The organism is Salmonella sp. 741265073_HBA (assembly GCF_046569105.1).
Lineage (GTDB): Bacteria > Pseudomonadota > Gammaproteobacteria > Enterobacterales > Enterobacteriaceae > Salmonella > Salmonella enterica.
Map to the genome: position 1 here is coordinate 57386 of NZ_JBKFRY010000013.1, position 25614 is coordinate 82999.

Below are 25614 nucleotides of genomic sequence, written 5' to 3' on the forward strand. Positions count from 1 at the left end.
TATAGAGGGTTCGCGCGACTTTGTCACCCTGCGCTGCGCATTCCTATCGCCAGAGCGGCAGCAACATTTCTGGATGCCCGATAAATATTGTCAAAAGCGCCCCGAAAAGCCTCCTCCAGCGTCACGATGCGCGTGAGTACGCTAAAGACAGCGTCGATGCCATAATGATGCACTATCCCTACATCGTGCGTCAGGCTGCCGGCAATGCCAATCACTGGCTTATGATATTTTTTCGCCACATTCGCGACGCCAATCGGCACTTTACCGCGAATACTTTGGCTATCAATCCGCCCTTCTCCCGTCACCACCAGCGTACAGTCGTGGATATGCTCCTCCAGGTTCAGTGCCGCCGTGACAATTTCGATCCCGCTGCGTAATTCCGCACCGAGAAAAGCCATTAACGCCGCCCCCATACCGCCTGCCGCGCCTGCGCCGGGCGCCGCCTTTACATCGACATTCAGCAATTTTTTTATGATGTCGGCATAGTGAGCAAGATTTCTGTCCAGCTCAACAATGTTCTCTTCGGTCGCGCCTTTCTGCGGCCCAAAAATTCGTGATGCGCCGTTGTCGCCGATCAGAGGATTAGAGACATCGCAAGCGACACGAATCGCGCAGAGTTTTAAACGGGGATCGAGATCTGAAATATCAATGTCGCTTAGACAATGAAGGCTTCCGCCACCGTAACCGATATCCGCGCCGTTTGCATCGCGCAGTTTTGCGCCTAACGCCTGCATCATCCCTGCGCCGCCGTCATTTGTCGCGCTGCCGCCAATGCCGATAATGATATTGCTTGCGCCGCTTTCCAGCGCCTGCAATATCAGCTCCCCCGTTCCCCGCGAGGTAGTAATCAAAGGGTTGCGTTTTTCTGGCGGAACCAGCGCCAGTCCGCTGGCCGCCGCCATTTCAATAAAGGCGGTGTGGCCGTCGCCGGACATTCCCCAGCAGGCTTTCACTTTTTCACCCAACGGCCCGGTCACCCATGCGGTGCGTTCAACGCCCTGCGTCGCGGCAATCATGGCTTCGACCGTTCCTTCACCGCCATCGGCAACCGGAACAGAGACATATTGCGCATCGGGGAAAATTTCCCGAAATCCTTTTTCTATCGCCTGCGCTACCTCGGCGGCAGAAAGGCTTTCTTTGTAGGAGTCGGGGGCAATTACGATTTTCATAGTGGTAGCCTGTTACTGCACAACGCCGGATGGCGTTTCACTTATCCAGCCTGAAATTCAGGCCCGGATCGCTACACGCCATCCGGGCACAACGTCGTTAGCGAGTGACTTCCACTTTCGCCAGTTTTTCGTAGTAGCACGCCAGCGCGCTATGGTCGTCATTACCGTGTCCATCCGCGCGTAACGCCTGCATCATTTCCATAACGGCGGCGGTCAGCGGGAGCTGCGCGCCAACGCCGTGGGAGGTATCCAGCGCATTCGCCAGATCTTTAATGTGCAGATCGATACGGAAACCTGGTTTAAAGTTTCGGTCCATGACCATCGGCGCTTTCGCATCCAGTACCGTGCTGCCAGCCAGACCGCCGCGAATCGCCTGATAGACCAGATCCGGGTTGACGCCCGCTTTAGTCGCCAGCGTCAGCGCTTCAGACATGGCGGCGATATTCAACGCCACGATCACTTGGTTAGCCAGTTTTGTGACGTTGCCTGCGCCGATATCGCCGGTATGCACCACGGAACCCGCCATCGCTTTCATCAGGTCGTAGTACTTGTCGAAAATGGCTTTATCGCCCCCCACCATCACCGACAGCGTGCCATCAATCGCCTTCGGCTCGCCGCCGCTGACCGGCGCATCCAACATCTCAACGCCCTTCGCCTTCAGCGCATCGCTGATTTCACGGCTTGCCAGCGGCGCGATAGAACTCATATCAATCAATACGGTTCCCGGCTTCGCGCCTTCGATGATACCGTTCTCGCCCAGCGCAACCTCTTTCACATGCGGAGAGTTAGGCAGCATCGTGATGATGACGTCACACTGTTCAGCGATCGCCTTCGCCGTAGAGGCCGTTTCCGCGCCTGCGGCAATGACGTCGGCAATCGCTTCAGGATTACGATCGGACACCACCAGCGAATACCCTGCTTTCAGTAAGTTTTTGCTCATGGGCTTACCCATGATGCCTAAGCCAATAAAGCCAACTTTCATCGTCATAGCGTTCTCTCTTTCCATACCAGGATTATTTTTTAAAGGTGTCGGCAAGCTTCTGCGTGCTGGCGCGGAATGCGCCTAAATCGCTGCCAACGGCGACAAAGGTCGCGCCCCATTCCAGATAACGGCGGGCATCCGCCTCTACCGGCGCCAGAATGCCGCACGGTTTACCGTGCGCTTTAGCGCGGGCGAAAATATGTTGAATCGTCTGCTGCACGTCAGGGTGAGAAGCATTGCCGAGATGACCCAGCGCGGCGGCCAAATCGCTTGGGCCGACAAAAATGCCATCAACGCCTTCCGTTGCGGCGATGGCATCAACATTGTCGACACCCAACTGGCTTTCGATTTGAACAATAATGGTGATGTTTTTGTTCGACTGCGCAAAGTAATCAGGCACCGTACCGAACATATTCGCGCGGTGAGAAACGGAGACGCCGCGAATGCCTTCCGGCGGGTAACGCGTCGAGGCGACGGCGCGAGCCGCTTCCTCTTGCGTTTCAACAAAGGGGATCAGGAAGTTATAAAACCCGATATCCAGCATCCGTTTGATAATGACCGGTTCATTGGTTGGCACACGTACCACAGGCGCGCTGGCGCTGCCTTTCAATGCCATTAGCTGCGGAATTAAGGTGGTCACATCGTTCGGCGCATGTTCGCCATCCAGCACCAGCCAGTCAAATCCCGCCAGACCGAGAACTTCGGTGGTGATTGGGCTTGCCAGTGCAGACCAGCAGCCAATCTGCACCTGTTGCGCCGCCAGCGCCGCTTTAAACTTATTAGGGAAAATAGCGTTATTCATCGCTTATACCTTCGCTTATTTCTTTAATTCTCTACATGTGATGCCGCCACCATAACTTATAGCAACGACAATAAAATGCTTATCTGAAATCAGAATGGATCTCCACATTCTATTTCTAATGTGGTACACATCCTGTAGCACAATATACCGTTCTGATATCTTTATCGTCTTTTATTATTATCATGGTATTTTCAAATAACTCGTCAGATACACTGAATTCGCCATTCAGTATAAACAGCCTATGGCGGATAATCATTGTGCAAACGCTCATTAAAAAGGGATTATTTAACGCTTATTTTTGAGCATACGCCCATGATACTGGGCGCTAATGCACACATTTACGCTTTACCCGGCCTACATAAAAAATTTCATAATTTGCGGTGATCTGGATCACATTCTTATATTTATACTCCTGTCATTCTTATTTCATTATGCATGAACTTTATTTCTTATATTGAGATTTAACGATTTAACCATAACCAAAATAGATAATCCTATTTCTATCATCCAGGCTGGAGAATGTTGAACAATGGCCAATATCGAAATTCGTCAGGAATCGCCATCGGCGTTTTATATAAAAGTACATGAAACCGATAATGTCGCAATTATTGTTAATGACCACGGTCTTAAAGCCGGAACACGTTTTCCGGATGGCCTGGAACTGACTGAACATATTCCGCAAGGCCATAAAGTCGCTCTGACGGATATCCCCGCTCACGGCGAAATCATCCGTTATGGCGAAGTCATCGGTTATGCGGTACGCGACATCCCGCGCGGAAGCTGGATCGACGAGTCGCTGGTTGAACTGCCAAAAGCGCCGCCGCTGAATACGCTACCGTTGGCGACCAAAGTACCGGAACCGCTGCCGCCGCTGGAAGGCTACACGTTTGAGGGCTATCGTAACGCCGATGGCAGCGTCGGCACCAAAAATCTGCTTGGCATTACCACCAGCGTGCACTGTGTGGCGGGCGTGGTCGATTATGTGGTGAAAGTGATTGAGCGCGATCTGCTGCCCAAATACCCGAATGTCGATGGCGTTGTAGGGCTAAACCATCTGTACGGCTGCGGCGTGGCAATCAACGCGCCGGCGGCGGTCGTGCCGATTCGCACGATTCATAATATCGCGCTCAACCCCAATTTTGGCGGCGAAGTGATGGTGATTGGCCTCGGTTGCGAAAAACTGCAGCCGGAACGGCTGCTGGAAGGCACCGAGGATGTTCCCGCCATCGCCGTTGAAAGCGCCAGTATTGTGCGTTTACAGGACGAGCAGCATGTCGGCTTTAAATCAATGGTCGACGATATTTTGCGGGTCGCCGAACGCCATCTGACGAAACTGAACCAGCGCCAGCGCGAAACCTGCCCGGCCTCCGAGCTGGTCGTCGGGATGCAGTGTGGCGGCAGCGATGCGTTTTCCGGCGTCACGGCAAACCCGGCGGTGGGTTATGCTTCCGATCTGTTGGTACGCTGCGGCGCGACCGTCATGTTCTCGGAGGTCACCGAAGTGCGCGATGCCATTCATCTTCTGACGCCGCGCGCCATCAACGAAGCCGTGGGTAAACGCCTGCTGGATGAAATGGCCTGGTACGATAACTACCTTGATATGGGGAAAACCGATCGCAGCGCTAACCCGTCCCCTGGCAACAAAAAAGGCGGCCTGGCGAACGTCGTGGAAAAAGCGTTGGGCTCTATCGCTAAATCGGGTAAGAGCGCCATTGTCGAAGTATTGTCGCCGGGCCAGCGCCCCACCAAACGCGGCCTGATTTACGCCGCGACGCCCGCCAGCGATTTCGTCTGCGGCACGCAGCAGGTCGCTTCCGGCATTACCGTACAGGTCTTTACCACCGGACGCGGCACGCCTTACGGGCTGATGGCGGTGCCGGTCATTAAAATGGCGACGCGTACCGAGCTGGCGAACCGTTGGTATGACTTAATGGATATCAATGCAGGCACCATCGCCACGGGTGAAGAGACAATCGAAGATGTGGGCTGGAAGCTGTTTCACTTTATTCTCGATGTCGCCAGCGGCCGGAAAAAGACTTTCTCGGACCAGTGGGGATTGCATAACCAGCTGGCGATATTTAACCCGGCGCCAGTGACCTGATCCAGGCGGCGCTATTCTCCGACCAGGGTATAGCCGCATAATCTGTAGACCGGGTAAGCGCCAGCGCCACCCGGTATTTTTTCGCCCTTAGTCTGTAGTCTGAAGTATGTCTGCCCGACATGCTTTTTTATGCCTGACTTTCGATAACTTCCATTTTATTTCGAAACTTTCATTTATCAGATCAAAATCACAAAAAAACATTCCGAAAGCCTATAAATTCTTTCAAAGAAAACAAACGAAAGATTTCGGAGGAAGGATGTTTATCATTTCAGGCAGAACAATGCTAAAGAAGGCGCAGCAGGAAGGTTATGCTGTGCCGGCGTTTAACATCCACAACCTGGAGACATTGCAAGTGGTGGTGGAAACCGCCGCAGAATTGCGCTCTCCGCTGATTGTCGCCGGTACGCCAGGCACCTTTAGCTACGCAGGCGTCGGTAATATCGTGGCTATCGCCGCAGAACTGGCGAAAAGCTGGAACCATCCTCTCGCGGTACATCTCGATCATCATGAAAAACTGGCCGACATCAAAATGAAAGTCGCCGCAGGGGTACGCTCGGTCATGATCGACGGGTCGCATTTCCCCTTTGCCGACAATATTGCGCTGGTGAAAAGCGTGGTTGATTACTGTCATCGCTACGATGTCAGCGTTGAAGCTGAACTTGGGCGTCTCGGCGGGCAGGAAGACGATCTTATCGTTGACGGCAAAGATGCGCTTTATACCCATCCGGAACAGGCCCGGGAATTTGTAGAAAAAACGGGTATCGACTCGTTAGCCATTGCTATCGGCACCGCTCACGGCCTCTACACCGCTGAACCAAAACTTGATTTTGAACGACTGACGGAAATTCGTCAGCGGGTTGATGTCCCCTTAGTCCTTCACGGCGCCTCTGGCCTGCCGACCCGCGATATTACCCGCGCTATTTCGCTGGGCATCTGCAAAGTTAACGTCGCGACCGAGCTTAAAATCGCCTTTTCCGGCGCGCTTAAAAACTATTTAACGCAACACGCAGAGGCCAGCGATCCCCGCCATTACATGATCCCGGCGAAAGCGGCCATGAAAGAGGTTGTACGTAAAGTGATTGCCGACTGCGGTTGTGAAGGGAAGCTCTAAAGCCCCCGGATTTAGCACGGCAAAGGGCGTTTTCATAGCTGGATCACGAAAGCCATTATTATCCTTTGCCTTCAAACCAAAAATATTATGAAGATAAACAAAAGATATCGGAGCCAGAAGTGAAAGAAATAATTTCTCGTCACAAAGCAGGGGAACAGATAGGGATCTGTTCCGTATGTTCAGCACACCCGCTGGTGATTGAATCCGCATTACGTTTTGATCTGAATAGCGGGAACAAAGTTCTGATCGAAGCGACCTCTAACCAGGTGAATCAGTTTGGCGGTTATACCGGCATGAAACCGGCTGACTTTCGTGATTTTGTCTATGGCATCGCCCAGGAAGTGGGATTTCCACGTGAGCGGTTGATTCTTGGTGGCGATCATTTAGGGCCTAACTGCTGGCAGAACGAACCGGCAGCGGCGGCAATGGAAAAGTCGGTTGAGTTAATAAAAGCGTATGTCGCCGCTGGTTTTAGCAAAATTCACCTGGACGCGTCGATGTCCTGCGCAGATGACCCGACACCGTTGGATCCGATGGTCGTTGCACGCCGTGCCGCCGTGCTTTGTAAAGCAGCAGAAGAGATCGCAAACGAAGAACAAAAATGCCATCTGACTTATGTCATCGGCACGGAAGTGCCCGTTCCTGGCGGTGAAGCCAGTACTATCGGCAGCGTTCATGTCACCCGCGAAGTCGATGCTGCCCGTACGCTGGAAACTCACCAAATCGCGTTTCGTGAATCAGGTCTGGAAGAAGCACTGTCACGCGTGATCGCCATTGTGGTGCAACCGGGCGTTGAATTTGATCATACCCAGATTATTCATTATCAGCCGCAGGCGGCACAGGCGCTCTCCGCATGGATAAAAGAAACGCCGATGGTCTATGAAGCGCATTCGACTGATTATCAGACGCGACAGGCCTACCGCGCCCTCGTTCGCGATCATTACGCCATTCTGAAGGTCGGCCCGGCGCTCACTTTCGCGCTGCGCGAAGCCATTTTCGCACTTGCGCAAATGGAAAACGAGCTGATCTCCCCGGAACAACGTAGTCGGGTACTGGAGGTCATTGATGAAGTTATGCTAAACGAACCGGGCTACTGGAAAAAATACTACCGTCCAACCTGGAGCCAGGCGATGGTCGACATCCACTTTAGTTTGTCTGACCGTATTCGCTATTACTGGCCGCACCCGCGTATTCGTCAAAGCGTAGAGAAGTTAATCGCCAATCTGAATAACGTCACATTGCCGCTGGGATTAATTAGCCAGTTTATGCCCGTACAGTTTGAACGCCTGTCTGAGGGCGTGCTCACCCCCACGCCGCATAACCTGATTATTGACAAAATTCAGGATGTTCTGCGCGCTTATCGCTTCGGTTGCACGCCGGATGTCGCCTGAATAATGGAGAATTTATGAGCCAACTATTTGTCCGAACCGGAATCACATTCGACTCGAGCCAACAGGCGCTGGCGCACATTGGCAAAGAGATGCTGGCGAAAGGCGTGGTACATGATAGTTATCCGCAGGCGCTGGTGGAACGTGAAGCGTCTTTTCCTACCGGCATTGCGCTGGAGCGTCACGCCGTCGCTATCCCTCATTGCGAGGCGGTTCATGCGAAATCACCCGCTATCTATCTGATTCGTCCAGATAAGCCGGTCATGTTTCAACAGGCGGATGATGACGAAGAGATTGCCGTTTCGTTAATCATCGCCTTAATCGTTGAAAACCCGGCGGCACAGCTAAAACTTCTGCGCCGCCTGTTTAGTGAGCTACAGAACCCGAGCACCCTCGATGCCCTGTTAAGCGCGCCGGATGCCGAACTGGCGATACGCTTTCAGGAAACCATCCTTGAGCCTGAGCAGTGCGTCCAGGTTTGATAATAAATTGATAATAATGAGGAATACCCTATGAAACGTAAAGTAATTGTGGCCTGTGGCGGTGCGGTTGCAACCTCAACGATGGCTGCGGAAGAAATTAAAGAGCTATGTGATGCCAACCATATTGAGCTCGACTTAGTGCAATGCCGGGTCACCGAAATCGAAACCTATATGGACGGCGCCGATCTTATCTGTACCACTGCCAGGGTCGATCGCGCCTTCGGCGATATTCCCGTCGTTCACGGTATGCCTTTTGTTTCCGGCGTGGGTATTGAAGCATTACAGCAAAAAATTCTGTCCATTCTCATGGGGTAACGTATGTTTAGCGAAATAATGCGTTATATCCTCGACTTAGGCCCAACGGTGATGTTGCCTCTGGTGATCATCGTGTTCTCTAAACTGCTGGGAATGAAGCTTGGGGATTGTTTTAAATCGGGTTTGCATATTGGTATCGGCTTCGTGGGTATTGGTCTGGTCATCGGCCTGATGCTGGATTCTATCGGCCCCGCGGCGAAAGCCATGGCGGAACATTTCCAAATCAATCTCCACGTTATTGACGTCGGCTGGCCAGGTTCATCGCCCATGACCTGGGCGTCACAAATCGCGCTGGTCGCGATCCCTGTCGCCATCGGGGTTAACGTCCTGATGCTGGTGACCCGCATGACCCGCGTGGTGAATGTCGATATCTGGAATATCTGGCACATGACCTTCACGGGCGCCATGCTGCATCTGGCGACCGGTTCATACTGGCTGGGGATTCTGGGCGTTGTGGTTCATGCCGCCTTTGTCTACAAACTGGGGGACTGGTTTGCCAAAGATACCCGCGACTATTTTGGCCTGGAGGGGATTGCAATCCCACACGGCTCATCCGCGTACCTGGGCCCCGTGGCGGTGCTCGTTGATACCATTATCGAAAAAATTCCGGGTCTCAATCGTATTCACTTTAGCGCAGACGATGTCCAGAAACGCTTCGGACCGTTTGGCGAGCCGGTGACTGTCGGCTTCGTGATGGGGCTGGTGATTGGTGTACTGGCAGGCTACGACGCCAAAGCCGTTCTGCAACTGGCGGTCAAAACCGCAGCGGTGATGCTGCTTATGCCACGCGTCATTAAACCTATTATGGATGGCCTAACGCCTATCGCCAAACATGCGCGTAAACGTCTACAGGCCAAATTTGGCGGGCAGGAGTTCCTGATAGGCCTTGATCCAGCGCTACTGCTCGGTCATACCTCTGTTGTCTCCGCGAGCCTGATATTCATTCCGCTGACCATCCTGATTGCCGTCTTAGTACCGGGGAACCAGGTGCTGCCGTTCGGCGACCTCGCCACCATCGGTTTCTTTATTGCGATGGCGGTCGCGGTACACCAGGGCAACCTGTTCCGCACGCTGATTTCAGGTGTCATTATTATGGGTATCACCCTGTGGATAGCCACCCAGACGATTGGCCTGCATACCCAACTGGCTGCCAATGCCGGAGCGCTAAAAGCTGGCGGACAAGTCGCCTCGCTGGATCAGGGCGGTTCCCCCATCACCTGGCTGCTGATTCAACTTTTTACCTGGCAGAATATCGTCGGCTTCGCCGTCATTGCCATTATCTATCTGGTCGGCGTACTGCTGACCTGGCGTCGCGCCCGACAGTTTGTCGCGGCTGAGAAAGCCACGGCGCTACAGCAAAGTCAAATCGCCTCTTAATTTTAGGGGAGCAATCGCTCCCCTCACCTTCCTGGAGAATGTTATGAAATCAGTGGTTATTCACGCTGAGGGAGATGTGCGCGTTGAAGAACGCCCCTTACCACAACTGCAAGTCGAGGACGATGTGTTGGTCAAGGTCGTTAGCTCAGGGCTTTGCGGGTCAGATATCCCGCGTATTTTCGCGCAGGGCGCCCATTATTATCCTATTACGTTAGGTCATGAATTCAGCGGCTACGTTGAATCCTACGGCACAGGCGTAACGGATATGCAGCCTGGCGATGCCGTCGCTTGTGTCCCGCTTCTTCCCTGCTTTCACTGTCCGCAATGCGAACGCGGTTACTTTTCTTTATGCAAACAGTATCAGTTTGTAGGATCGCGCAGTGAAGGCGGTAATGCGGAATATGTGGTGGTCAAACGGGCCAATCTTTTCCGCTTGCCGTCTGATATGCCGATTGAAGATGGCGCGTTTATCGAACCGATTACCGTGGGCTTACACGCCTTTCATCTGGCGCAGGGCTGCGAGGGGAAAAACGTAATTATCGTCGGTGCCGGGACAATTGGCCTGCTGGCCTTACAGTGCGCGCGGGAACTGGGCGCGCGAAGCGTAACGGCGATTGATATCAATCCGCAGAAACTGGAACTTGCGAAAGCGCTCGGCGCAACGCATACCTGTAATAGCCGGGAAATGACCGCCGACGACATCCAGACCGCGTTGTCCGACATTCAGTTTGATCAACTGGTTCTCGAAACGGCAGGAACTCCCCAGACCGTCTCGCTGGCTATCGATATCGCCGGGCCGCGCGCGCAACTGGCGCTGGTGGGGACGTTACATCACGATCTCACCCTGACAACGCGTACATTCGGGCTAATTTTGCGTAAAGAGCTCACGCTCCTCGGCAGTTGGATGAACTACTCCGCGCCATGGCCAGGAGAAGAATGGGAAACCGCAGCGCGCCTGTTGGCTGAAAAACGTCTTCAACTGACCCCTCTCATTGCCCATCGCGGCGATGCGGAAAGCTTTGCAGAAGCAGTCAAAGCGCTTAATGGCGCGCCCATGCAGGGCAAAATCTTACTTCAACTTTCCTGATGGTACGAGCCAGCAACCTGCGCTGGCTCACATTTCCTTTCGAAATTTAGCGTTCACCTTTCGCAATCCTTCGTTTAAACTAGTTACAGTTAATTATCAGGCAAATCAATATGAACTCATTTGAGCGAAGAAATAAAATTGTCGACCTGATTAATACGCAAGGCAGCGTGCTGGTGATGGACCTTTCAAATACCTTTGGTATTTCTGAAGTGACTATCCGTGCTGACCTGCGTCTGCTGGAAGAGAAAGGCCTTGTCACCCGTTTTCATGGCGGCGCGGCAAAACCGGGAAGTCATCTGGCGGAAGGCGACAATCAGGAAGTCATTCTGGAAGATCGGTATCAACTCGCCAGCGATCCGAAAAAGCGGATTGCCCAGGCGGCTGCGGCAATGGTTGAAGAAGGAATGACCATCATTCTGGATAGCGGGAGCACAACATTACTGATTGCGGAAGCGCTCGCGCGAAAAAGCAATATTACGGTGATCACTAACAGCTTGCCTGCCGCTTTTACGCTATCAGAAAATAAAGATCTCACGCTGGTGGTTTGCGGCGGTACGGTACGGCATAAAACCCACTCAATGCACGGCACGATTGCGGAACGATCGCTACACGGCATCAGCGCCGATGTCATGTTTGTCGGGGCGGATGGCATTGATGCGACAAACGGTATTACCACGTTTAACGAAGGTTATTCCATTAGCGGCGTCATGGCGGCGGCGGCACACAAAGTTATCGCGGTACTGGACGCGACCAAATTTAACCGTCGCGGCTTTAACCAGGTATTGCCGATGGACAAGATCGACTGTGTGATAACCGATGACACTATCAGCAAACAGGATAAAGCGGCATTAGCGAAAACAGGCGTGGAACTAATGATCGTCTAAAAAGGAGTCGGTTATGCGTTGCTGATCGCGAGAGTAAGCCCGAAGGAAAGGCCCGGCCCGCTATCACCGCCCAATGCCCCCATCAATTTACCCACATCAATCACCTGATTGAGTATTAACGCGATGGCGATAAAAGGCGGTTCCCGGGCGCTCGCTTTTACCCTTCCTGCTCCAGCGCATACTTATACAGCGCATTTTTCTTCACGCCGTGAATTTCTGCTGCCAGCGCCGCCGCTTTTTTCAGCGGCAGTTCTGCCTGTAGCAGCGCCAGCGTGCGCAGCGCGTCGGCGGGCAGGTCGTCTTCTTGCGCTTTATGCCCTTCAACAATCAGCACCATTTCGCCTTTGCGACGGTTTTCATCTTCTTTGACCCACGCCAGCAGCTCGCCGACCGGCGCGCCGTGAATGGTTTCCCAGGTTTTGGTCAGCTCACGCGCCAGCACCACGTAGCGGGATTCGCCCCACACGTCCACCATATCTTCCAGGCTATCCAGCAGACGATGGGTGGACTCATAAAAAATCAGCGTTCGCGGCTCCGCTTCAACCGCCTTCAGCGCATCACGGCGACCTTTGGATTTCGCCGGTAAAAAGCCTTCATAGCAGAAACGGTCGGATGGCAGGCCAGCGGCGCTCAGGGCGGCAATCGCCGCACACGGCCCCGGTAGCGGCACCACGCGAATCCCCGCTTCACGGCAGGTACGCACCAGGTGGTAGCCCGGATCGTTAATCAGCGGCGTACCGGCGTCGGAAACCAGCGCAATGTTCTGCCCTTCTTTTAGCTTCGCGACCAGCGTTTCCGCTTTTTGTTGTTCGTTATGGTCATGCAACGCGAACAGCCGGGCGTTAATCCCAAAATGTTGCAGTAATAAACCGGTATGACGAGTGTCTTCAGCGGCAATTAAATCAACGGCTTGTAAAACTTCCAGCGCGCGTTGAGTAATATCAGCCAAATTCCCGATAGGAGTAGGTACAATAAAGAGTTGGCCCTGAGAATTATCCGCCGATTCGTTTTGTTTCATTGTGTCGTCCGTATTGCCGATTTAATATTGAGCATTGCGTAAAAAATATCACTGGATACAGTATGGTACCCTCAACATTTTCTCGTTTGAACGCCGCGCGCGCGCTGCCTGTCGTCCTGGCTGCGCTACTTTTCGCCGGGTGCGGCACCCAGGCGCCAGATCAAAGCGCAGCCTATATGCAGGGTTCAGCGCAAGCTGACTCCGCCTTTTACCTGCATCAGATGCAGCAAAGCGCAGATGATAGCAAGACCAACTGGCAATTACTCGCCATTCATGCACTGCTGAAAGAAGGAAAAAGCCAGCAGGCCGTCGACCTGTTCAACCAACTCCCGCAAAATCTGAACGATGCCCAGCGTCGCGAACAGTCTTTATTAGCGGTAGAGATCAAACTGGCGCAAAAAGATGTCGCAGGCGCGCAGGCCTTGCTGGATAAACTAAAACCCGCCGACTTTGCGCCACATCAGCAAGCGCGTTACTGGCAGGCGCAGATCGTTGCCAGCCAGGGACGCCCGTCGCTTACCCTGTTGCGGGCGTTAATCGCCCAGGAACCGCTACTGGCGGCGAAAGAGAAACAAAAAAATATCGACGCCACCTGGCAGGCGCTCTCCGCCATGACGCCGGATCAGGCCAGGACGCTGGTTATCAACGCCGATGAAAATGTGCTTCAGGGCTGGCTGGATCTGCAACGCGTCTGGTTTGACAACCGCAACGATCCAGACATGCTGAAAGCCGGGATCGCCGACTGGCAAAAACGCTACCCGCAAAATCCGGGGGCGAAAATGCTGCCGACGCAGCTCGTCAATGTGCAACGTTTTAAACCAGCTTCCACCAGCAAAATCGCTCTGCTGCTGCCGCTGAACGGTCAGGCTGCCGTGTTTGGCCGTACCATCCAGCAAGGTTTCGAAGCCGCGAAAAACCTCGGCACCCAGGCGGTAGAGACGCAGCCTGCCGCCGCGCCTGACGCGCCGGTCGAACCTGGCGTGGAGGAGACGCAGCCACAAATGACCAACGGCGTCGCCAGTCCGTCGCAGGCCTCGGTGAGCGATCTGACTGATGACGCTCCATCCCAGTCCGCTACGCCAGTCAGCGCGCCACAAACTCCCCCTGCTACAGCAAGCGCGCCGGCGGATCCCTCCGCTGAATTAAAAATCTACGATACCTCTTCCCAGCCGTTGGATCAGGTGCTTGCTCAGGTTCAGCAAGACGGCGCCAGTATCGTGGTCGGGCCGCTGTTGAAAAACAATGTGGAAGCGCTGATGAAAAGCAACACGCCGCTCAACGTGCTGGCACTCAACCAGCCGGAAACGGTACGTAGCTTCCCTAATATCTGCTATTTCGCGCTCTCACCTGAAGATGAAGCCCGTGACGCGGCGCATCATATTTATGACCAGGGCAAGCAGTCGCCGCTGCTGTTGATCCCACGCAGCGCGCTTGGCGATCGCGTGGCGAACGCCTTCACCCAGGAGTGGCAAAAACTGGGCGGCGGCATCGTGTTACAGCAAAAATTCGGCTCCGTAGCCGAGCTGAAAATGGGCGTGAACGGCGGCGCGGGTATCGCGTTGACGGGCAGTCCGGTCGCCGCCAGCGTGCCTGCGCAGCCTGGCGTCACCATTGGCGGTCTGACCATCCCTGCGCCGCCGACCGACGTGCAAATCACCGGCGACGGACGCGTAGACGCGGTCTATATTCTGGCTACGCCGGAAGAGATTGGCTTTATCAAACCGATGATCGCCATGCGTAACGGCACCCAGAGCGGCGCGACGCTGTATGCCAGCTCCCGCAGCGCGCAAGGCACCTCCGGCCCCGACTTCCGTCTGGAAATGGAGGGTTTACAATACAGTGAAATTCCTATGCTGGCAGGCGGCAATATGCCGTTGATGCAGCAGGCGCTGAGCGCTGTACATAACGACTATTCTCTGGCGCGGATGTACGCCATGGGCGTGGATGCCTGGACGCTGGCGAACCACTTTTCGCAGATGCGTCAGGTGCAGGGGTTTGAGATCAATGGTAATACCGGCGCATTAACCGCCAGCCCGGATTGTGTGATTAACAGGAAGTTATCATGGCTCAAATACCAGCAAGGGGAGATTGTTCCCGCCAGCTAACGCGTAAACAGGCTGGCGACGCGTGGGAAGCTGCCGCGCGTCGCTGGCTGGAAAGCAAAGGACTGCGGTTTATCGCCGCCAACGTGCGCGAGCGCGGCGGCGAAATCGATCTGATCATGCGCGACGGAAAAACGACGGTTTTTGTTGAGGTCCGCTATCGGCGCTCCGGGCTTTATGGCGGCGCGGCGGCCAGTGTGACCCGCAGCAAGCAACACAAATTATTACATACTGCCCGCTTGTGGCTCGCCCGCCAGAATGGGAGTTTTGATACTGTGGATTGTCGGTTCGATGTGTTAGCCTTCACCGGAAATGAGATTGAGTGGTTTCGGGATGCGTTTAACGACCACTCATAATTGAAGATTTTAAGGATTAGCGTGCTCGAAAGAATCAAAGTTTGCTTTACAGAAAGCATTCAAACTCAAATTGCTGCGGCGGAAGCGCTTCCGGATGCCATTTCCCGCGCCGCCATGACGCTGGTTCATTCCCTGCTTAACGGCAACAAAATCCTCTGTTGTGGAAACGGGACGTCCGCGGCCAACGCACAGCATTTTGCTGCCAGCATGATTAACCGCTTTGAAACGGAGCGACCCAGTTTACCCGCCATTGCACTAAATACCGATAATGTGGTCTTAACTGCGATCGCTAACGATCGCCTGCACGATGAAGTTTATGCAAAACAAGTCCGGGCGCTGGGACATGCAGGCGATGTTTTATTGGCGATCTCTACGCGTGGTAATAGTCGCGATATCGTAAAAGCCGTTGAAGCAGCCGTCACACGTGACATGACCATTGTGGCGCTAACCGGGTATGACGGGGGCGAGCTGGCCGGACTATTAGGGCCGCAGGATGTCGAAATTCGTATCCCTTCACACCACAGCGCGCGCATTCAGGAAATGCATATGCTGACGGTAAACTGCCTGTGCGATTTGATCGATAACACGCTTTTTCCTCACCAGGATGATTAAGGAGTACACATGAAGGCATTTTCGCCGCTCGCAGTCCTTATTTCTGCGTTGCTATTGCAAGGTTGCGTCGCCGCCGCGGTAGTGGGTACGGCAGCCGTCGGCACCAAAGCCGCAACCGACCCGCGTAGCGTGGGCACCCAGGTGGATGACGGAACGCTGGAACTGCGTGTCAGCAGCGCACTGTCGAAAGATGAGCAAATCAAAAAAGAGACGCGCATCAATGTCACGGCTTATCAGGGCAAAGTTTTGTTAGTGGGCCAGTCGCCAAACAGCGAACTCTCCGCACGCGCTAAACAGATAGCGATGGGCGTTGAAGGCACCACCGAGGTCTATAACGAGATTCGCCAGGGTCAGCCTATCGGCCTGGGGACCGCCTCTAACGATACCTGGATCACCACGAAAGTTCGTTCACAGCTACTGACCAGCGATCAGGTAAAATCGTCAAATGTGAAAGTTACCACCGAAAATGGCGAAGTATTCCTGCTGGGCCTGGTGACTGAACGTGAAGGAAAAGCGGCAGCGGACATCGCCAGCCGGGTGAGCGGCGTGAAACGCGTGACCACCGCCTTTACGTATATTAAGTAACCGGTGTGCCGGGTGGCGATAAGAATGTGTAAACCGCGTCGCCATCCGGTAAATCATCCGGCTTCGCTACTCCGCTTTTTCCCGCAGTTGCGATGAGGTCAGAATCGTCACGCCTTCTTGTGCTGGCGCCAGCGCTTCCGCCAGCATGGCCCGCGCCACATCCCGCGCATCAATCGATTTCCAGTTTCCTGGCAACAGCCGGAATAGCGGAGCGAAAAGCGTTTCATTCACCCGCCGCGTTGTTCTGTCGCCGAGCAGCATAGAAGGCCGGGCAATCGTCAAACGAGGCCAATTTTGCGCGATTAACGCCTCTTCCATTTCTCCTTTCACCCGATTGTAGAAAAACGGAGAGTGCGCGTTTGCTCCCATTGCGCTGACCACCAACATGTGCTGCGCGCCCAGTCGACGCCCGGTCAGCGCGGTATCAACCACCAGCGTATAATCCGCATGAATAAACGCCGCTTTACTTCCCGCTTCACGCCGGGTCGTGCCCAGGCAGCAAAAAACAATATCCACCGGGTCGGTCACCTGAGCTAACGCATCGGTAAGCTGCGGATCGTGAGGGTTATAAACGCCGACAATATCCGTCAGCGGGCGACGCGTCGGCGCGGCGATAGCGCTCACCTGCGGCGTGTTGATTAACATTCTCAGCAGATGTCCGCCGACCAGTCCGGTCGCGCCGGTAATCAGTACCTGACTCATCCTCGCTCCTTTACAGATTTGTCCACCTTGCACTCTCGGCCCTATCGACCAGGCTTAATAGTCTATGAGGTAAGTATCCATCATTGTGGAAAATTTGCCTTACCCGACGCCACCACTGCGGAGGAAACGCATGAGTAAGAAAATTGCCGTTTTGATTACCGATGAATTTGAAGATTCAGAATTTACCTCTCCGGCAGCAGAATTCCGTCAGGCCGGCCATGAGGTCATCACCATCGAAAAAGAGGCGGGTAAAACGGTGAAAGGAAAAAAAGGCGAGGCCAGCGTCACCATTGATAAGGCTATTGATGACGTTCGCCCCGACGAGTTCGACGCCTTGCTATTGCCGGGAGGTCACTCGCCGGACTACCTGCGCGGCGACAGCCGTTTCGTGGATTTTACCCGCGATTTCGTTAACAGCGGTAAACCGGTTTTTGCCATATGCCACGGCCCGCAGTTGTTAATCAGCGCCGATGTCATTCGTGGCCGCAAACTCACGGCGGTGAAACCGATTATTATCGATGTGAAGAATGCGGGCGCGGAATTTTACGATCAGGAAGTCGTCGTCGATAAAGATCAGCTGGTGACCAGCCGCACGCCTGACGACCTGCCGGCATTTAACCGCGAGGCGCTACGCCTGCTGGGCGCGTGAGTCGCGTAACCAGTGCAGTTTTTTACCAAACCCCAGCGTGTTGTCGGTGAATTTAATTTCATCCAGCCGGATTTCCCATACCGGCGCTGGCAGCACCCTGGCGACCGGGAAGCGACGAAGGTAAGCTTTACGCGCGGCGTCGCTCTCCTGCCCCTCCAGACGGCGAATTTCCCCTTTAAACTGTACGCCGCGAATGCGCGCCACCGTTTTCGGCTGACCATTGACCGTTCCCGCAACTGGCGCGCACGCGCCAGACATTTGCGCATGGCGGGTTTTATCATCCGTTAACAGATACAGCGCGACGTTTTGCGCATCGAACGAATAAAACGCATTGGCGCACCACAGCTCTCCCTCATGGTGTACGCACCAGGTCACCACGTGTTGTTTCGCCAGCCAACGGCCAATAGCGGTAAGTGTGTCCATCTTTATTCTCGCTTATACTGGGAACCTGAAAATTATCATGCTGATGGCGACAATGACACCCTGGTATCTGTATCTGATTCGTACCGCAGACAATGCGCTTTACACCGGAATAACCACCGATGTGGCGCGTCGTTACAGGCAGCATCAAACGGGAAAAGGCGCAAAAGCATTACGGGGAAAAGGCGAGTTAACGCTGGCGTTTGCGGCGCAGGTCGGCGATCGCTCGCTGGCCCTGCGCATAGAGTATCGCATCAAACAGCTCACAAAGCGCCAGAAGGAGCGCCTTGTGACGGAACGCGAAGCGTTTGAGGCGCTGCTGTCCAGCCTGCAAACGCCGGTGCTTAAAAACGATTGAAGTGGTCGTGATACTCCACCAGCCCCGTCACGCCTTCCAGCGCATCCTCAGCCAAACGGTGTACCTGGAAAGCGCTTTCCGTACCGGGCCAACGGCAGTGAAGATCGTAATGCGCGGCCAGTTCAAAACCGAAGCGGCTATATAACGCCGGGTCGCCCAGCGTCACGACCGCCGCGTAGCCGAACTCGTTGAGCGAATCCAGCCCTTCATACACTAACTGGCGCGCCAGCCCTTGCCCGCGATACTTTTCATCGACCGCCAGCGGCGCCATGCCGACCCACTGTAAATCTTCGCCCTGCACATCAACCGGACTAAAGGCGACATAGCCCACCACCTGGCCTTCATCATCCGTGGCCACCAGTCCGAGCGTCAGAAAACCATCTTCACGCAAATCGTGAACCAGCTTCGCTTCCGCATCGCTTTCGAATGAACGGCGTAACAGCGCATCAATACCAGGCGCATCAATGGGAATTTCTACTCGAATTAGCATGGTTCACCTACCGAGGTCTGTTTGGTTTCCGGCGAGTTTTTCATACCCGCCTCAACAAAATCCGCCAGTTGCAGCAGCATAACGCGTAACGCTTTCGGCATCTGCTCCAGTTCGATGGCGTCCATCAGATTCTTCACATACAACCCTAACTCAGTATCGCCTTCAATGACCAGTCGACGCTGGAAAAAGAGCGTATCCGGGTCCTGTTTACGGGCAGCTATCATTAGCAGATCGCTGGCGTCGGCGCTAAAACTGACGTCAGCATCCGCCTGCTGGCTAACGATCAGCTTTTCATTTTCAACCGTGGTATACCATTTTAAGTCGATGTCACGAACATGAATGCTTAACCAACGACCTTCGAGGAATTCCAGCTCTCCATCGGCCAGCGCCTGACGAAACTGCCAGCTCAGAACCTGTTCCAGAACCTGGCGCTTTAGCGCAAAGGGCGTCAGTTTAACCGGTACACTCATCAGAGACGGGCCAGCATGGACTAAGCGTGAACGCAGTTTATCTAACACGAGCTTTACTCCCTGTTTCAATAGTCCTGTTATTTTGCCATATCCAATAAATCACATGGCGGCGTAAATCAACAATTGGGTCTGATTTTCTACCCCATTATTGGTGTTACCAATACGCCTTTAACTGCCTTAAATCAAAAATTGTCGCAGCAAGGTTAACTAAAATCCCTGTTCGTTAACAATTTTGCGTCTCAGACGTAACCCTCAGGATAAATTATGGAGCTGCTCTGCCCTGCCGGAAATCTCCCGGCGCTGAAGGCGGCCATCGAAAACGGCGCTGACGCCGTTTATATCGGGTTAAAAGACGATACCAATGCCCGTCATTTTGCCGGCCTTAACTTTACCGAAAAAAAATTGCAGGAAGCGGTGAGTTTTGTTCACCAGCATCGCCGCAAATTACACATCGCCATTAATACTTTTGCGCATCCGGACGGCTATGCCCGCTGGCAGCGCGCCGTGGATATGGCGGCGCAGCTTGGCGCCGACGCGCTGATTCTCGCCGACCTCGCTATGCTGGAATATGCCGCAGAGCGTTACCCGCATATTGAGCGCCATGTTTCCGTTCAGGCCTCGGCAACCAACGAAGAGGCGATTCGCTTTTATCACCGCAACTTTGATGTCCACCGTGTAGTACTGCCGCGTGTACTGTCGATTCACCAGGTAAAACAACTGGCCCGCGTCACGCCGGTGCCGCTGGAGGTATTCGCGTTTGGCAGCCTGTGCATTATGGCGGAAGGTCGCTGCTATCTTTCTTCCTACCTGACGGGGGAGTCGCCCAATACCGTCGGCGCCTGCTCTCCCGCCCGCTTTGTCCGTTGGCAGCAAACGCCGCAGGGGCTGGAATCGCGCCTGAATGATGTCCTGATTGACCGTTACCAGGATGGCGAAAACGCGGGCTACCCAACGCTGTGTAAAGGCCGCTATTTAGTGGACGGCGAGCGCTATCACGCGCTGGAGGAGCCAACCAGCCTGAACACGCTGGAACTACTGCCGGAGCTCATGGCGGCGAACATCGCTTCGGTGAAGATCGAAGGTCGCCAGCGCAGCCCGGCCTATGTCAGCCAGGTGGCGAAAGTGTGGCGCCAGGCGATCGATCGCTGCAAAGCCGCCCCGCAAAACTTCGTTCCACAGCGCGACTGGATGGAGACGCTCGGCGCGATGTCCGAAGGCACCCAAACCACGCTTGGCGCATATCACCGTAAATGGCAGTGAGAGGAGCTATGAAATATTCCTTAGGACCGGTGCTTTATTACTGGCCGAAAGAGACGCTGGAAGATTTTTATCAGCAGGCCGCAAAAAGCAGCGCTGATGTCATTTATCTGGGCGAAGCGGTGTGCAGCAAGCGTCGCGCGACCAAAGTCGGCGACTGGCTGGAAATGGCGAAATCCCTCGCCGCCAGCGGTAAGCAGGTGGTGCTCTCCACCCTGGCGCTGGTACAGGCGTCATCTGAATTAAGCGAGCTGAAACGCTATGTGGACAACGGCGATTTTCTGCTGGAAGCCAGCGATCTTGGCGTGGTGAATCTGTGCGCCGAGCGCAAACTGCCGTTTGTCGCCGGCCATGCGCTGAACTGCTACAACGCGGTCACGCTGCGCCGGTTGCTGAAAGAAGGCATGGTACGCTGGTGTATGCCAGTGGAGCTGTCCCGCGACTGGCTGGTGAATTTGCTTAATCAGTGCGATGAACTGGGCATCCGCAATCAGTTTGAAGTGGAAGTGTTGAGCTACGGCCATCTGCCGCTGGCCTACTCCGCTCGCTGCTTTACCGCCCGTTCGGAAGACCGTCCGAAAGATGAGTGCGAAACCTGCTGTATCAAGTATCCAAACGGTCGTGACGTGCTCTCGCAAGAGAATCAGCAGGTGTTTGTGCTTAACGGTATTCAGACCATGAGCGGCTATGTCTATAACCTTGGCAACGAACTGACGTCGATGCAGGGATTGGTCGATATCGTGCGGCTGTCGCCGTTGGGTACGGAGACATTTGCCATGCTTGATGCCTTTCGCGCTAACGAAAACGGCGGTGCGCCATTACCGCTTGCCTCCCATAGTGACTGCAACGGCTACTGGAAGCGGCTGGCCGGGCTGGAGCTACAGGCCTAGCCGGATGGCGGCATAAAGACCTTATCGGGCCTACAAATAGCGCTCCCGTAGGCCCGATAAGCGCAGCGCTATCGGGCATTGTTTTGCCGTCAGTCTCATAAAGCTCACTTTGTTAACAACATTCGCTAATCTTTAATGCAGTATTAAAAGATTAACCGGTAACAAAGTGAGCCGTTATGACTGACAAAACTATTCCGTTCTCGGTGCTGGATCTGGCACCGATCCCTGAAGGATCTTCGGCAAAAGAAGCCTTCGCGCACTCGCTTGATCTCGCACGGCTGGCTGAAAAGCGCGGCTATCACCGCTACTGGCTGGCGGAACATCACAACATGACCGGTATCGCCAGCGCGGCGACCTCGGTATTGATTGGTTATCTGGCGGCCAATACCACAACATTACATCTTGGCTCCGGCGGCGTGATGCTGCCTAACCATTCACCGCTGGTGATTGCCGAGCAGTTCGGCACGCTGAATACGCTCTACCCGGGACGTATCGACTTAGGGTTGGGACGCGCGCCGGGTAGCGATCAGCCGACGATGCGCGCGCTGCGTCGCCATATGAGCGGCGATATCGATAACTTTCCACGCGATGTCGCAGAGCTGGTGGACTGGTTCGACACTCGCGACCCTAATCCGCATGTGCGCCCGGTTCCCGGCTACGGCGAGAAGATCCCGGTCTGGCTGTTGGGCTCCAGCCTGTATAGCGCACAGTTGGCGGCCCAGCTTGGCCTGCCGTTCGCCTTTGCTTCGCATTTCGCGCCGGATATGTTGTTCCAGGCGCTGCATCTGTACCGTACCCAGTTCAAACCTTCAGCGCGGCTGGAAAAACCGTACGCGATGGTGTGTATCAATATTATCGCCGCCGACAGCAACCGCGACGCCGAATTCCTGTTTACCTCCATGCAGCAGGCTTTTGTGAAGCTACGTCGTGGGGAAACCGGCCAACTGCCGCCGCCGATTGAGAATATGGAGACCTTCTGGTCGCCATCCGAGCAGTATGGCGTGCAGCAGGCGCTGAGTATGTCGCTGGTCGGTGATAAAGCGAAAGTCCGCCACGGGCTGGTGTCCATTCTGCGCGAAACCCAGGCGGATGAAATTATGGTAAACGGGCAGATTTTCGACCACCAGGCACGCCTGCATTCGTTTGATTTAGCGATGGATGTTAAGGAAGAGTTGTTGGGCTGATTTTATAACGCCGATTTTCAACGGTGATGGTTGGCAATCGGCGATTTTTTTCGAAGTAATCATAGCCGGGCTTCAACATACGCCAGAAATTATATTCCGGCCATGCTTGCGCCTGGCGCATATTTTTGTCATTCATCATAAATGGGAAGATATGGACAGGCACGTTCTTCTGCCCGCTGTTTAGCGCCTGCGCCACCAGTTGATAAATCTCTTCAATACCGGCATCGGTCATGGCATAGCAACCCGCCGAAACGCAGTTCCCATGAACCATAATGAAATCACCGGTGTAGCCATTTGCCCGATCGTAAGCATTCGGGTAGCCAATATTAAATGCCAGATGATAGCGGCTGTTTGGGTTAAGCAACCCTTTGTTGGTGGCATAAAAGCCTTCCGGGCTTTTACCATCTCCCTGTTTATGTTTTGGCCCTAAGCCACCAGACCATGCGCATATAGTCCAGGTTTTGTAGAGTTCGTAAGGCTTGTTATTGGCGCTTGCCCACAGTTCCAGCTTATCTTCCGCTTTCAGAATGCGGATAAATAACTGGTCGCCGGGGTGAATGATTTTTAAAGACGATACGACAGGTTTTTCCACTGGCAGGTAAACGTGTTCATCGTACGGAGTGAGCCAGAAAAATTTTAAAATAAAAGCGATAAACAGGCTCAATAATACAATAGCGAGTAGTCCTTTACGCCCCATTTTCGTATTCCGCTTATTCTGAACCAGTTCAAGTATATATTTTCCTATGACAGGGAATAGAGGAAAGGTCCAGTTCTGTACTTTTATAAAATAGTAATCGTTTTATCATAACCGAACAGGGATATGAATAAATCGACTTATTACCAGAGAAAATCATCATGAGTGAACCTGCTTCCTTTTTTCTTCATGCACATATTACCGAGAGCAACCTCAAGAAATTTTTCCATTCACCGGCAACAAATATTAAAGACTATGACGACTGGTTGCCATGGTTTACTGAGGAGCAAAGGTTGTACGGCGAGCCTGCAAAAATGCTTAACAATCTTGCCGCATGTAATTCTGGTGAAAGTGAAAAGAATATTTATGCTGAACATATCAACTTTAATAAAGAAACACAGATAGTCACGATGGATCACATATTTCTCTCAGAGAGCTATGAAATGTTCATGCCACTCATGGCCTGTGTGCGGGGAATCGAGAAATTTATTACGCCAGGGGAAAATAATTTTGCGCTAATTTATTATTACTGGTGGGGTTCGGAGATCGCCATCGCGCTCGAATTTGACACCAATGGTAGCAGAATAACGGCAAATCCTAAGGCAGAAAATTTAACTATCGCCGATGCTTTTTTCGATGAACACGGGGAAGCACTCGCCGAAGAACTTTATAATAAACAGGGATTTATTTGATACCATTTCGCGGACTTGTGAAATATTGCCGGATGAAAACAGCTCATCCGGCACAATAACGTTACTGGTACACCGGCAGCAAATTAAAGCTCGATAAAATATGCACCAGTGCGTTCCCAACGCCAAATAGCAGAATCAGTACAATCATCGGCGTGCCGCCCCAGACGCGGAATTTCGGGCTGCCGAAACGTTCGCGAGATTTACGCGCCAACAGCGCAGGCACAATGGCCGCCCAGATAGTTGCAGCTAAACCTGCATAGCCAATGGCGTACAGAAAACCGTTCGGCCACAGCAGGCCACCGACAATTGGCGGCACAAACGTCAGCAGCGCCGTTTTAAAACGCCCCATTGCCGAGTCATCAAAGCCAAACAGATCCGCCAGATAGTCAAACAGCCCCAGCGTCACGCCAAGGAAGGAACTGGCGACAGCAAAGTTAGAGAACACCACCAGCAGCAGATCCAGGCTGCGGCTGTTCAGCACGCCGCTCAACGCCTGTACCAGCACATCAATATTGCCGCCTTTCTGCGCAATGCCGATAAATTCCGGACGCGGGATGTTGCCCATCGTCCCCAGCAGCCAGACGGAATAGAGCGCCAGCGCCAGTAACGTCCCATAAATCAGGCATTTCACGATGGTGCGCGGATCTTTGCCGTAATATTTCATCAGGCTCGGTACGTTACCGTGATAACCAAAAGAGGCCAGACAAAATGGCAGCGTCATCAGCAGGTACGGCGTATATGACGCGTGGCTTTCAGCCACGTTAAACAACGTGGCAGGCTGAACGTGCCCTAACAGGCTGCCGAAGGTCAGGAAGAAAGTAATCACTTTCGCGCCCAGCACAATCGCCGTCATCCGGCTGACCGCCTTCGTACTCAGCCACACAACAAACGCCACCAGCAGCGCAAAGGCAAAACCTGCCGCTCGCGCCGGAACGTTCAACGACATCTCAGCAAAGGTATGATGCAGAATCGAGCCGCTCGCCGAGATATAGGCGTAAGTCAGGATGTAGAGCACAAAGGCAATAGAAATGCCGTTGACAATGTTCCAGCCTTTCCCCAACAGATCTTTGGTGATGGTGTCGAAACTCGAACCAATGCGGTAGTTAAGGTTGGCTTCGAGGATCATTAGCCCGGAGTGCAGCATACAAAACCAGGTAAAGACCAGCGCCGCCATCGACCAGAAGAACCACGCCCCGGACATGACCACCGGCAGGGAGAACATCCCCGCGCCAATGATGGTGCCGCCGATAATCACCACGCCGCCAAGCAGCGAAGGTGACGTTTGGGTGGTGGTAAGTGTTGCCATTCAGCTCTCTCTCCAGTCATTTATAGTGTGACTATCTCTCAATACGCTGCACTGTACCAGTACACGAGTACAAAAGAAATAAAAAAAGCCCCGATTGTGACGATCGGGGCTGTATATTTTACTTTACGCTG

The 25614-nt window shown here is 53.7% G+C and carries 28 protein-coding genes; 18 read left to right on the forward strand and 10 right to left on the reverse strand.

Annotated features, from left to right (window positions below; all coding sequences use genetic code 11):
• Positions 1-23: 23 nt before the first annotated feature.
• The 3 genes from garK to garL all read right to left on the reverse strand — a co-directional run bounded on the left by garK (position 24) and on the right by garL (position 2953).
• Positions 24-1169, reverse strand: coding sequence for a glycerate 2-kinase (gene garK / locus ACLD3P_RS17020; protein WP_134944527.1), 1146 nt, complete (start codon positions 1167-1169; stop codon positions 24-26).
• A 97-nt stretch (positions 1170-1266) separates the two neighbouring features.
• Positions 1267-2157 (reverse strand): 2-hydroxy-3-oxopropionate reductase, encoded by an 891-nt coding sequence (gene garR, locus ACLD3P_RS17025; protein ID WP_000178106.1) that lies wholly within the window; start codon positions 2155-2157, stop codon positions 1267-1269.
• A gap of 25 nt (positions 2158-2182) precedes the next feature.
• A complete protein-coding gene (garL, locus tag ACLD3P_RS17030; protein ID WP_001057715.1) occupies positions 2183-2953 on the reverse strand; it encodes a 2-dehydro-3-deoxyglucarate aldolase in 771 nt (256 codons plus the stop codon).
• Positions 2954-3482: 529 nt separating this feature from the next.
• Between garL and garD the strand changes: the two genes are divergently transcribed.
• The 8 genes from garD to ACLD3P_RS17070 all read left to right on the forward strand — a co-directional run bounded on the left by garD (position 3483) and on the right by ACLD3P_RS17070 (position 11698).
• Positions 3483-5054: a galactarate dehydratase gene (gene garD, locus ACLD3P_RS17035; protein ID WP_001273722.1), complete on the forward strand. Its 1572-nt coding sequence runs from the start codon at positions 3483-3485 to the stop codon at positions 5052-5054.
• Positions 5055-5310: 256 nt separating this feature from the next.
• Positions 5311-6165 (forward strand): tagatose bisphosphate family class II aldolase, encoded by an 855-nt coding sequence (locus tag ACLD3P_RS17040; protein ID WP_000469979.1) that lies wholly within the window; start codon positions 5311-5313, stop codon positions 6163-6165.
• Between the two features lie 119 nt (positions 6166-6284).
• On the forward strand, positions 6285-7556 hold the full coding sequence (gatZ, locus tag ACLD3P_RS17045) for a tagatose-bisphosphate aldolase subunit GatZ (protein ID WP_411006581.1): 1272 nt from the start codon (positions 6285-6287) through the stop codon (positions 7554-7556).
• Positions 7557-7570: 14 nt separating this feature from the next.
• Positions 7571-8035 (forward strand): PTS galactitol transporter subunit IIA, encoded by a 465-nt coding sequence (gene gatA / locus ACLD3P_RS17050; RefSeq protein ID WP_000080445.1) that lies wholly within the window; start codon positions 7571-7573, stop codon positions 8033-8035.
• 30 nt (positions 8036-8065) lie between these two features.
• Positions 8066-8350, forward strand: a complete 285-nt coding sequence (gatB, locus tag ACLD3P_RS17055; RefSeq protein WP_000824293.1) for a PTS galactitol transporter subunit IIB — start codon at positions 8066-8068, stop codon at positions 8348-8350.
• 3 nt (positions 8351-8353) lie between these two features.
• Positions 8354-9727, forward strand: coding sequence for a galactitol-specific PTS transporter subunit IIC (locus ACLD3P_RS17060; protein ID WP_183058026.1), 1374 nt, complete (start codon positions 8354-8356; stop codon positions 9725-9727).
• Positions 9728-9770: 43 nt separating this feature from the next.
• On the forward strand, positions 9771-10814 hold the full coding sequence (gatD, locus tag ACLD3P_RS17065) for a galactitol-1-phosphate 5-dehydrogenase (protein WP_411006580.1): 1044 nt from the start codon (positions 9771-9773) through the stop codon (positions 10812-10814).
• Positions 10815-10924: 110 nt separating this feature from the next.
• Entirely contained in the window at positions 10925-11698 is a 774-nt protein-coding gene (locus ACLD3P_RS17070; RefSeq protein ID WP_001083899.1) for a DeoR/GlpR family DNA-binding transcription regulator, read from the forward strand.
• A 157-nt stretch (positions 11699-11855) separates the two neighbouring features.
• On the opposite strand, the gene rsmI is transcribed toward ACLD3P_RS17070, so the two are convergent.
• Positions 11856-12716 carry a 16S rRNA (cytidine(1402)-2'-O)-methyltransferase gene (rsmI, locus tag ACLD3P_RS17075; RefSeq protein ID WP_411006579.1) on the reverse strand — a complete coding sequence of 287 codons (861 nt, stop codon included), beginning with the start codon at positions 12714-12716 and terminating at the stop codon, positions 11856-11858.
• A 62-nt stretch (positions 12717-12778) separates the two neighbouring features.
• Between rsmI and ACLD3P_RS17080 the strand changes: the two genes are divergently transcribed.
• The 4 genes from ACLD3P_RS17080 to dolP are packed head-to-tail and all read left to right on the forward strand — an operon-like array spanning position 12779 to position 16371.
• Entirely contained in the window at positions 12779-14821 is a 2043-nt protein-coding gene (locus ACLD3P_RS17080; RefSeq protein WP_411006578.1) for a penicillin-binding protein activator, read from the forward strand.
• Positions 14779-15174 (forward strand): YraN family protein, encoded by a 396-nt coding sequence (locus tag ACLD3P_RS17085; RefSeq protein ID WP_000057285.1) that lies wholly within the window; start codon positions 14779-14781, stop codon positions 15172-15174. Before ACLD3P_RS17080 ends, ACLD3P_RS17085 begins: the two co-directional genes overlap by 43 nt.
• A 21-nt stretch (positions 15175-15195) precedes the next feature.
• On the forward strand, positions 15196-15786 hold the full coding sequence (gene diaA, locus ACLD3P_RS17090; protein ID WP_000893481.1) for a DnaA initiator-associating protein DiaA: 591 nt from the start codon (positions 15196-15198) through the stop codon (positions 15784-15786).
• 9 nt (positions 15787-15795) lie between these two features.
• Positions 15796-16371, forward strand: a complete 576-nt coding sequence (dolP, locus tag ACLD3P_RS17095) for a division/outer membrane stress-associated lipid-binding lipoprotein (protein ID WP_000643280.1) — start codon at positions 15796-15798, stop codon at positions 16369-16371.
• A gap of 66 nt (positions 16372-16437) precedes the next feature.
• Here the strand turns inward: dolP and ACLD3P_RS17100 are convergent, their stop codons facing one another.
• Complete coding sequence (locus ACLD3P_RS17100) at positions 16438-17073, reverse strand: NAD(P)H-binding protein (RefSeq protein ID WP_001530791.1); 636 nt, start codon at positions 17071-17073, stop codon at positions 16438-16440.
• A 130-nt stretch (positions 17074-17203) separates the two neighbouring features.
• On the opposite strand from ACLD3P_RS17100, the gene yhbO reads away from it, so the two are divergent.
• Entirely contained in the window at positions 17204-17722 is a 519-nt protein-coding gene (yhbO, locus tag ACLD3P_RS17105) for a protein/nucleic acid deglycase (RefSeq protein WP_000037599.1), read from the forward strand.
• Here the strand turns inward: yhbO and ACLD3P_RS17110 are convergent.
• A complete protein-coding gene (locus ACLD3P_RS17110; protein WP_064043419.1) occupies positions 17702-18145 on the reverse strand; it encodes a YhbP family protein in 444 nt (147 codons plus the stop codon). The two genes, yhbO and ACLD3P_RS17110, sit on opposite strands and share 21 nt — an antisense overlap.
• A gap of 37 nt (positions 18146-18182) precedes the next feature.
• On the opposite strand from ACLD3P_RS17110, the gene ACLD3P_RS17115 reads away from it, so the two are divergent.
• Entirely contained in the window at positions 18183-18500 is a 318-nt protein-coding gene (locus ACLD3P_RS17115; RefSeq protein ID WP_000928379.1) for a GIY-YIG nuclease family protein, read from the forward strand.
• Here the strand turns inward: ACLD3P_RS17115 and ACLD3P_RS17120 are convergent.
• On the reverse strand, positions 18487-18990 hold the full coding sequence (locus ACLD3P_RS17120) for a GNAT family N-acetyltransferase (protein WP_000908562.1): 504 nt from the start codon (positions 18988-18990) through the stop codon (positions 18487-18489). The genes ACLD3P_RS17115 and ACLD3P_RS17120 overlap by 14 nt on opposite strands.
• Entirely contained in the window at positions 18984-19508 is a 525-nt protein-coding gene (locus tag ACLD3P_RS17125) for an SCP2 domain-containing protein (protein ID WP_000884721.1), read from the reverse strand. The genes ACLD3P_RS17120 and ACLD3P_RS17125 overlap by 7 nt, the downstream gene beginning before the upstream one ends.
• Positions 19509-19724: 216 nt before the next feature.
• Here ACLD3P_RS17125 and ACLD3P_RS17130 point away from each other — a divergent pair, with 216 nt between their 5' ends.
• The 3 genes from ACLD3P_RS17130 to ACLD3P_RS17140 all read left to right on the forward strand — a co-directional run bounded on the left by ACLD3P_RS17130 (position 19725) and on the right by ACLD3P_RS17140 (position 22791).
• Positions 19725-20720 (forward strand): peptidase U32 family protein, encoded by a 996-nt coding sequence (locus ACLD3P_RS17130; RefSeq protein WP_000421309.1) that lies wholly within the window; start codon positions 19725-19727, stop codon positions 20718-20720.
• Positions 20711-21607, forward strand: coding sequence for a U32 family peptidase (locus tag ACLD3P_RS17135; protein ID WP_077905320.1), 897 nt, complete (start codon positions 20711-20713; stop codon positions 21605-21607). Before ACLD3P_RS17130 ends, ACLD3P_RS17135 begins: the two co-directional genes overlap by 10 nt.
• A gap of 176 nt (positions 21608-21783) precedes the next feature.
• Complete coding sequence (locus ACLD3P_RS17140; RefSeq protein WP_411006577.1) at positions 21784-22791, forward strand: LLM class flavin-dependent oxidoreductase; 1008 nt, start codon at positions 21784-21786, stop codon at positions 22789-22791.
• Here the strand turns inward: ACLD3P_RS17140 and ACLD3P_RS17145 are convergent.
• Positions 22769-23488 carry a murein L,D-transpeptidase family protein gene (locus ACLD3P_RS17145; protein ID WP_115285645.1) on the reverse strand — a complete coding sequence of 240 codons (720 nt, stop codon included), beginning with the start codon at positions 23486-23488 and terminating at the stop codon, positions 22769-22771. The two genes, ACLD3P_RS17140 and ACLD3P_RS17145, sit on opposite strands and share 23 nt — an antisense overlap.
• A gap of 158 nt (positions 23489-23646) precedes the next feature.
• Here ACLD3P_RS17145 and ACLD3P_RS17150 point away from each other — a divergent pair, with 158 nt between their 5' ends.
• Positions 23647-24177, forward strand: coding sequence for a cytoplasmic protein (locus tag ACLD3P_RS17150; protein WP_115285644.1), 531 nt, complete (start codon positions 23647-23649; stop codon positions 24175-24177).
• Positions 24178-24238: 61 nt separating this feature from the next.
• Here the strand turns inward: ACLD3P_RS17150 and mtr are convergent, their stop codons facing one another.
• Positions 24239-25483, reverse strand: coding sequence for a tryptophan permease (gene mtr / locus ACLD3P_RS17155; protein WP_020899285.1), 1245 nt, complete (start codon positions 25481-25483; stop codon positions 24239-24241).
• Positions 25484-25614 lie beyond the last annotated feature (131 nt).

What these genes read in the sequence shown, in the direction of transcription:
- garK (WP_134944527.1), bottom strand. Translation starts at nt 1,169, where the DNA reads ATGAAAATCGTAATTGCCCCCGACTCCTACAAAGAAAGCCTTTCTGCC.
- garR (WP_000178106.1), bottom strand. Translation starts at nt 2,157, where the DNA reads ATGACGATGAAAGTTGGCTTTATTGGCTTAGGCATCATGGGTAAGCCC.
- garL (WP_001057715.1), bottom strand. Translation starts at nt 2,953, where the DNA reads ATGAATAACGCTATTTTCCCTAATAAGTTTAAAGCGGCGCTGGCGGCG.
- garD (WP_001273722.1), top strand. Translation starts at nt 3,483, where the DNA reads ATGGCCAATATCGAAATTCGTCAGGAATCGCCATCGGCGTTTTATATA.
- ACLD3P_RS17040 (WP_000469979.1), top strand. Translation starts at nt 5,311, where the DNA reads ATGTTTATCATTTCAGGCAGAACAATGCTAAAGAAGGCGCAGCAGGAA.
- gatA (WP_000080445.1), top strand. Translation starts at nt 7,571, where the DNA reads ATGAGCCAACTATTTGTCCGAACCGGAATCACATTCGACTCGAGCCAA.
- gatB (WP_000824293.1), top strand. Translation starts at nt 8,066, where the DNA reads ATGAAACGTAAAGTAATTGTGGCCTGTGGCGGTGCGGTTGCAACCTCA.
- ACLD3P_RS17060 (WP_183058026.1), top strand. Translation starts at nt 8,354, where the DNA reads ATGTTTAGCGAAATAATGCGTTATATCCTCGACTTAGGCCCAACGGTG.
- gatD (WP_411006580.1), top strand. Translation starts at nt 9,771, where the DNA reads ATGAAATCAGTGGTTATTCACGCTGAGGGAGATGTGCGCGTTGAAGAA.
- ACLD3P_RS17070 (WP_001083899.1), top strand. Translation starts at nt 10,925, where the DNA reads ATGAACTCATTTGAGCGAAGAAATAAAATTGTCGACCTGATTAATACG.
- rsmI (WP_411006579.1), bottom strand. Translation starts at nt 12,716, where the DNA reads ATGAAACAAAACGAATCGGCGGATAATTCTCAGGGCCAACTCTTTATT.
- ACLD3P_RS17080 (WP_411006578.1), top strand. Translation starts at nt 12,779, where the DNA reads ATGGTACCCTCAACATTTTCTCGTTTGAACGCCGCGCGCGCGCTGCCT.
- ACLD3P_RS17085 (WP_000057285.1), top strand. Translation starts at nt 14,779, where the DNA reads ATGGCTCAAATACCAGCAAGGGGAGATTGTTCCCGCCAGCTAACGCGT.
- dolP (WP_000643280.1), top strand. Translation starts at nt 15,796, where the DNA reads ATGAAGGCATTTTCGCCGCTCGCAGTCCTTATTTCTGCGTTGCTATTG.
- ACLD3P_RS17100 (WP_001530791.1), bottom strand. Translation starts at nt 17,073, where the DNA reads ATGAGTCAGGTACTGATTACCGGCGCGACCGGACTGGTCGGCGGACAT.
- yhbO (WP_000037599.1), top strand. Translation starts at nt 17,204, where the DNA reads ATGAGTAAGAAAATTGCCGTTTTGATTACCGATGAATTTGAAGATTCA.
- ACLD3P_RS17110 (WP_064043419.1), bottom strand. Translation starts at nt 18,145, where the DNA reads ATGGACACACTTACCGCTATTGGCCGTTGGCTGGCGAAACAACACGTG.
- ACLD3P_RS17115 (WP_000928379.1), top strand. Translation starts at nt 18,183, where the DNA reads ATGCTGATGGCGACAATGACACCCTGGTATCTGTATCTGATTCGTACC.
- ACLD3P_RS17120 (WP_000908562.1), bottom strand. Translation starts at nt 18,990, where the DNA reads ATGCTAATTCGAGTAGAAATTCCCATTGATGCGCCTGGTATTGATGCG.
- ACLD3P_RS17130 (WP_000421309.1), top strand. Translation starts at nt 19,725, where the DNA reads ATGGAGCTGCTCTGCCCTGCCGGAAATCTCCCGGCGCTGAAGGCGGCC.
- ACLD3P_RS17135 (WP_077905320.1), top strand. Translation starts at nt 20,711, where the DNA reads ATGGCAGTGAGAGGAGCTATGAAATATTCCTTAGGACCGGTGCTTTAT.
- ACLD3P_RS17140 (WP_411006577.1), top strand. Translation starts at nt 21,784, where the DNA reads ATGACTGACAAAACTATTCCGTTCTCGGTGCTGGATCTGGCACCGATC.
- ACLD3P_RS17145 (WP_115285645.1), bottom strand. Translation starts at nt 23,488, where the DNA reads ATGGGGCGTAAAGGACTACTCGCTATTGTATTATTGAGCCTGTTTATC.
- ACLD3P_RS17150 (WP_115285644.1), top strand. Translation starts at nt 23,647, where the DNA reads ATGAGTGAACCTGCTTCCTTTTTTCTTCATGCACATATTACCGAGAGC.
- mtr (WP_020899285.1), bottom strand. Translation starts at nt 25,483, where the DNA reads ATGGCAACACTTACCACCACCCAAACGTCACCTTCGCTGCTTGGCGGC.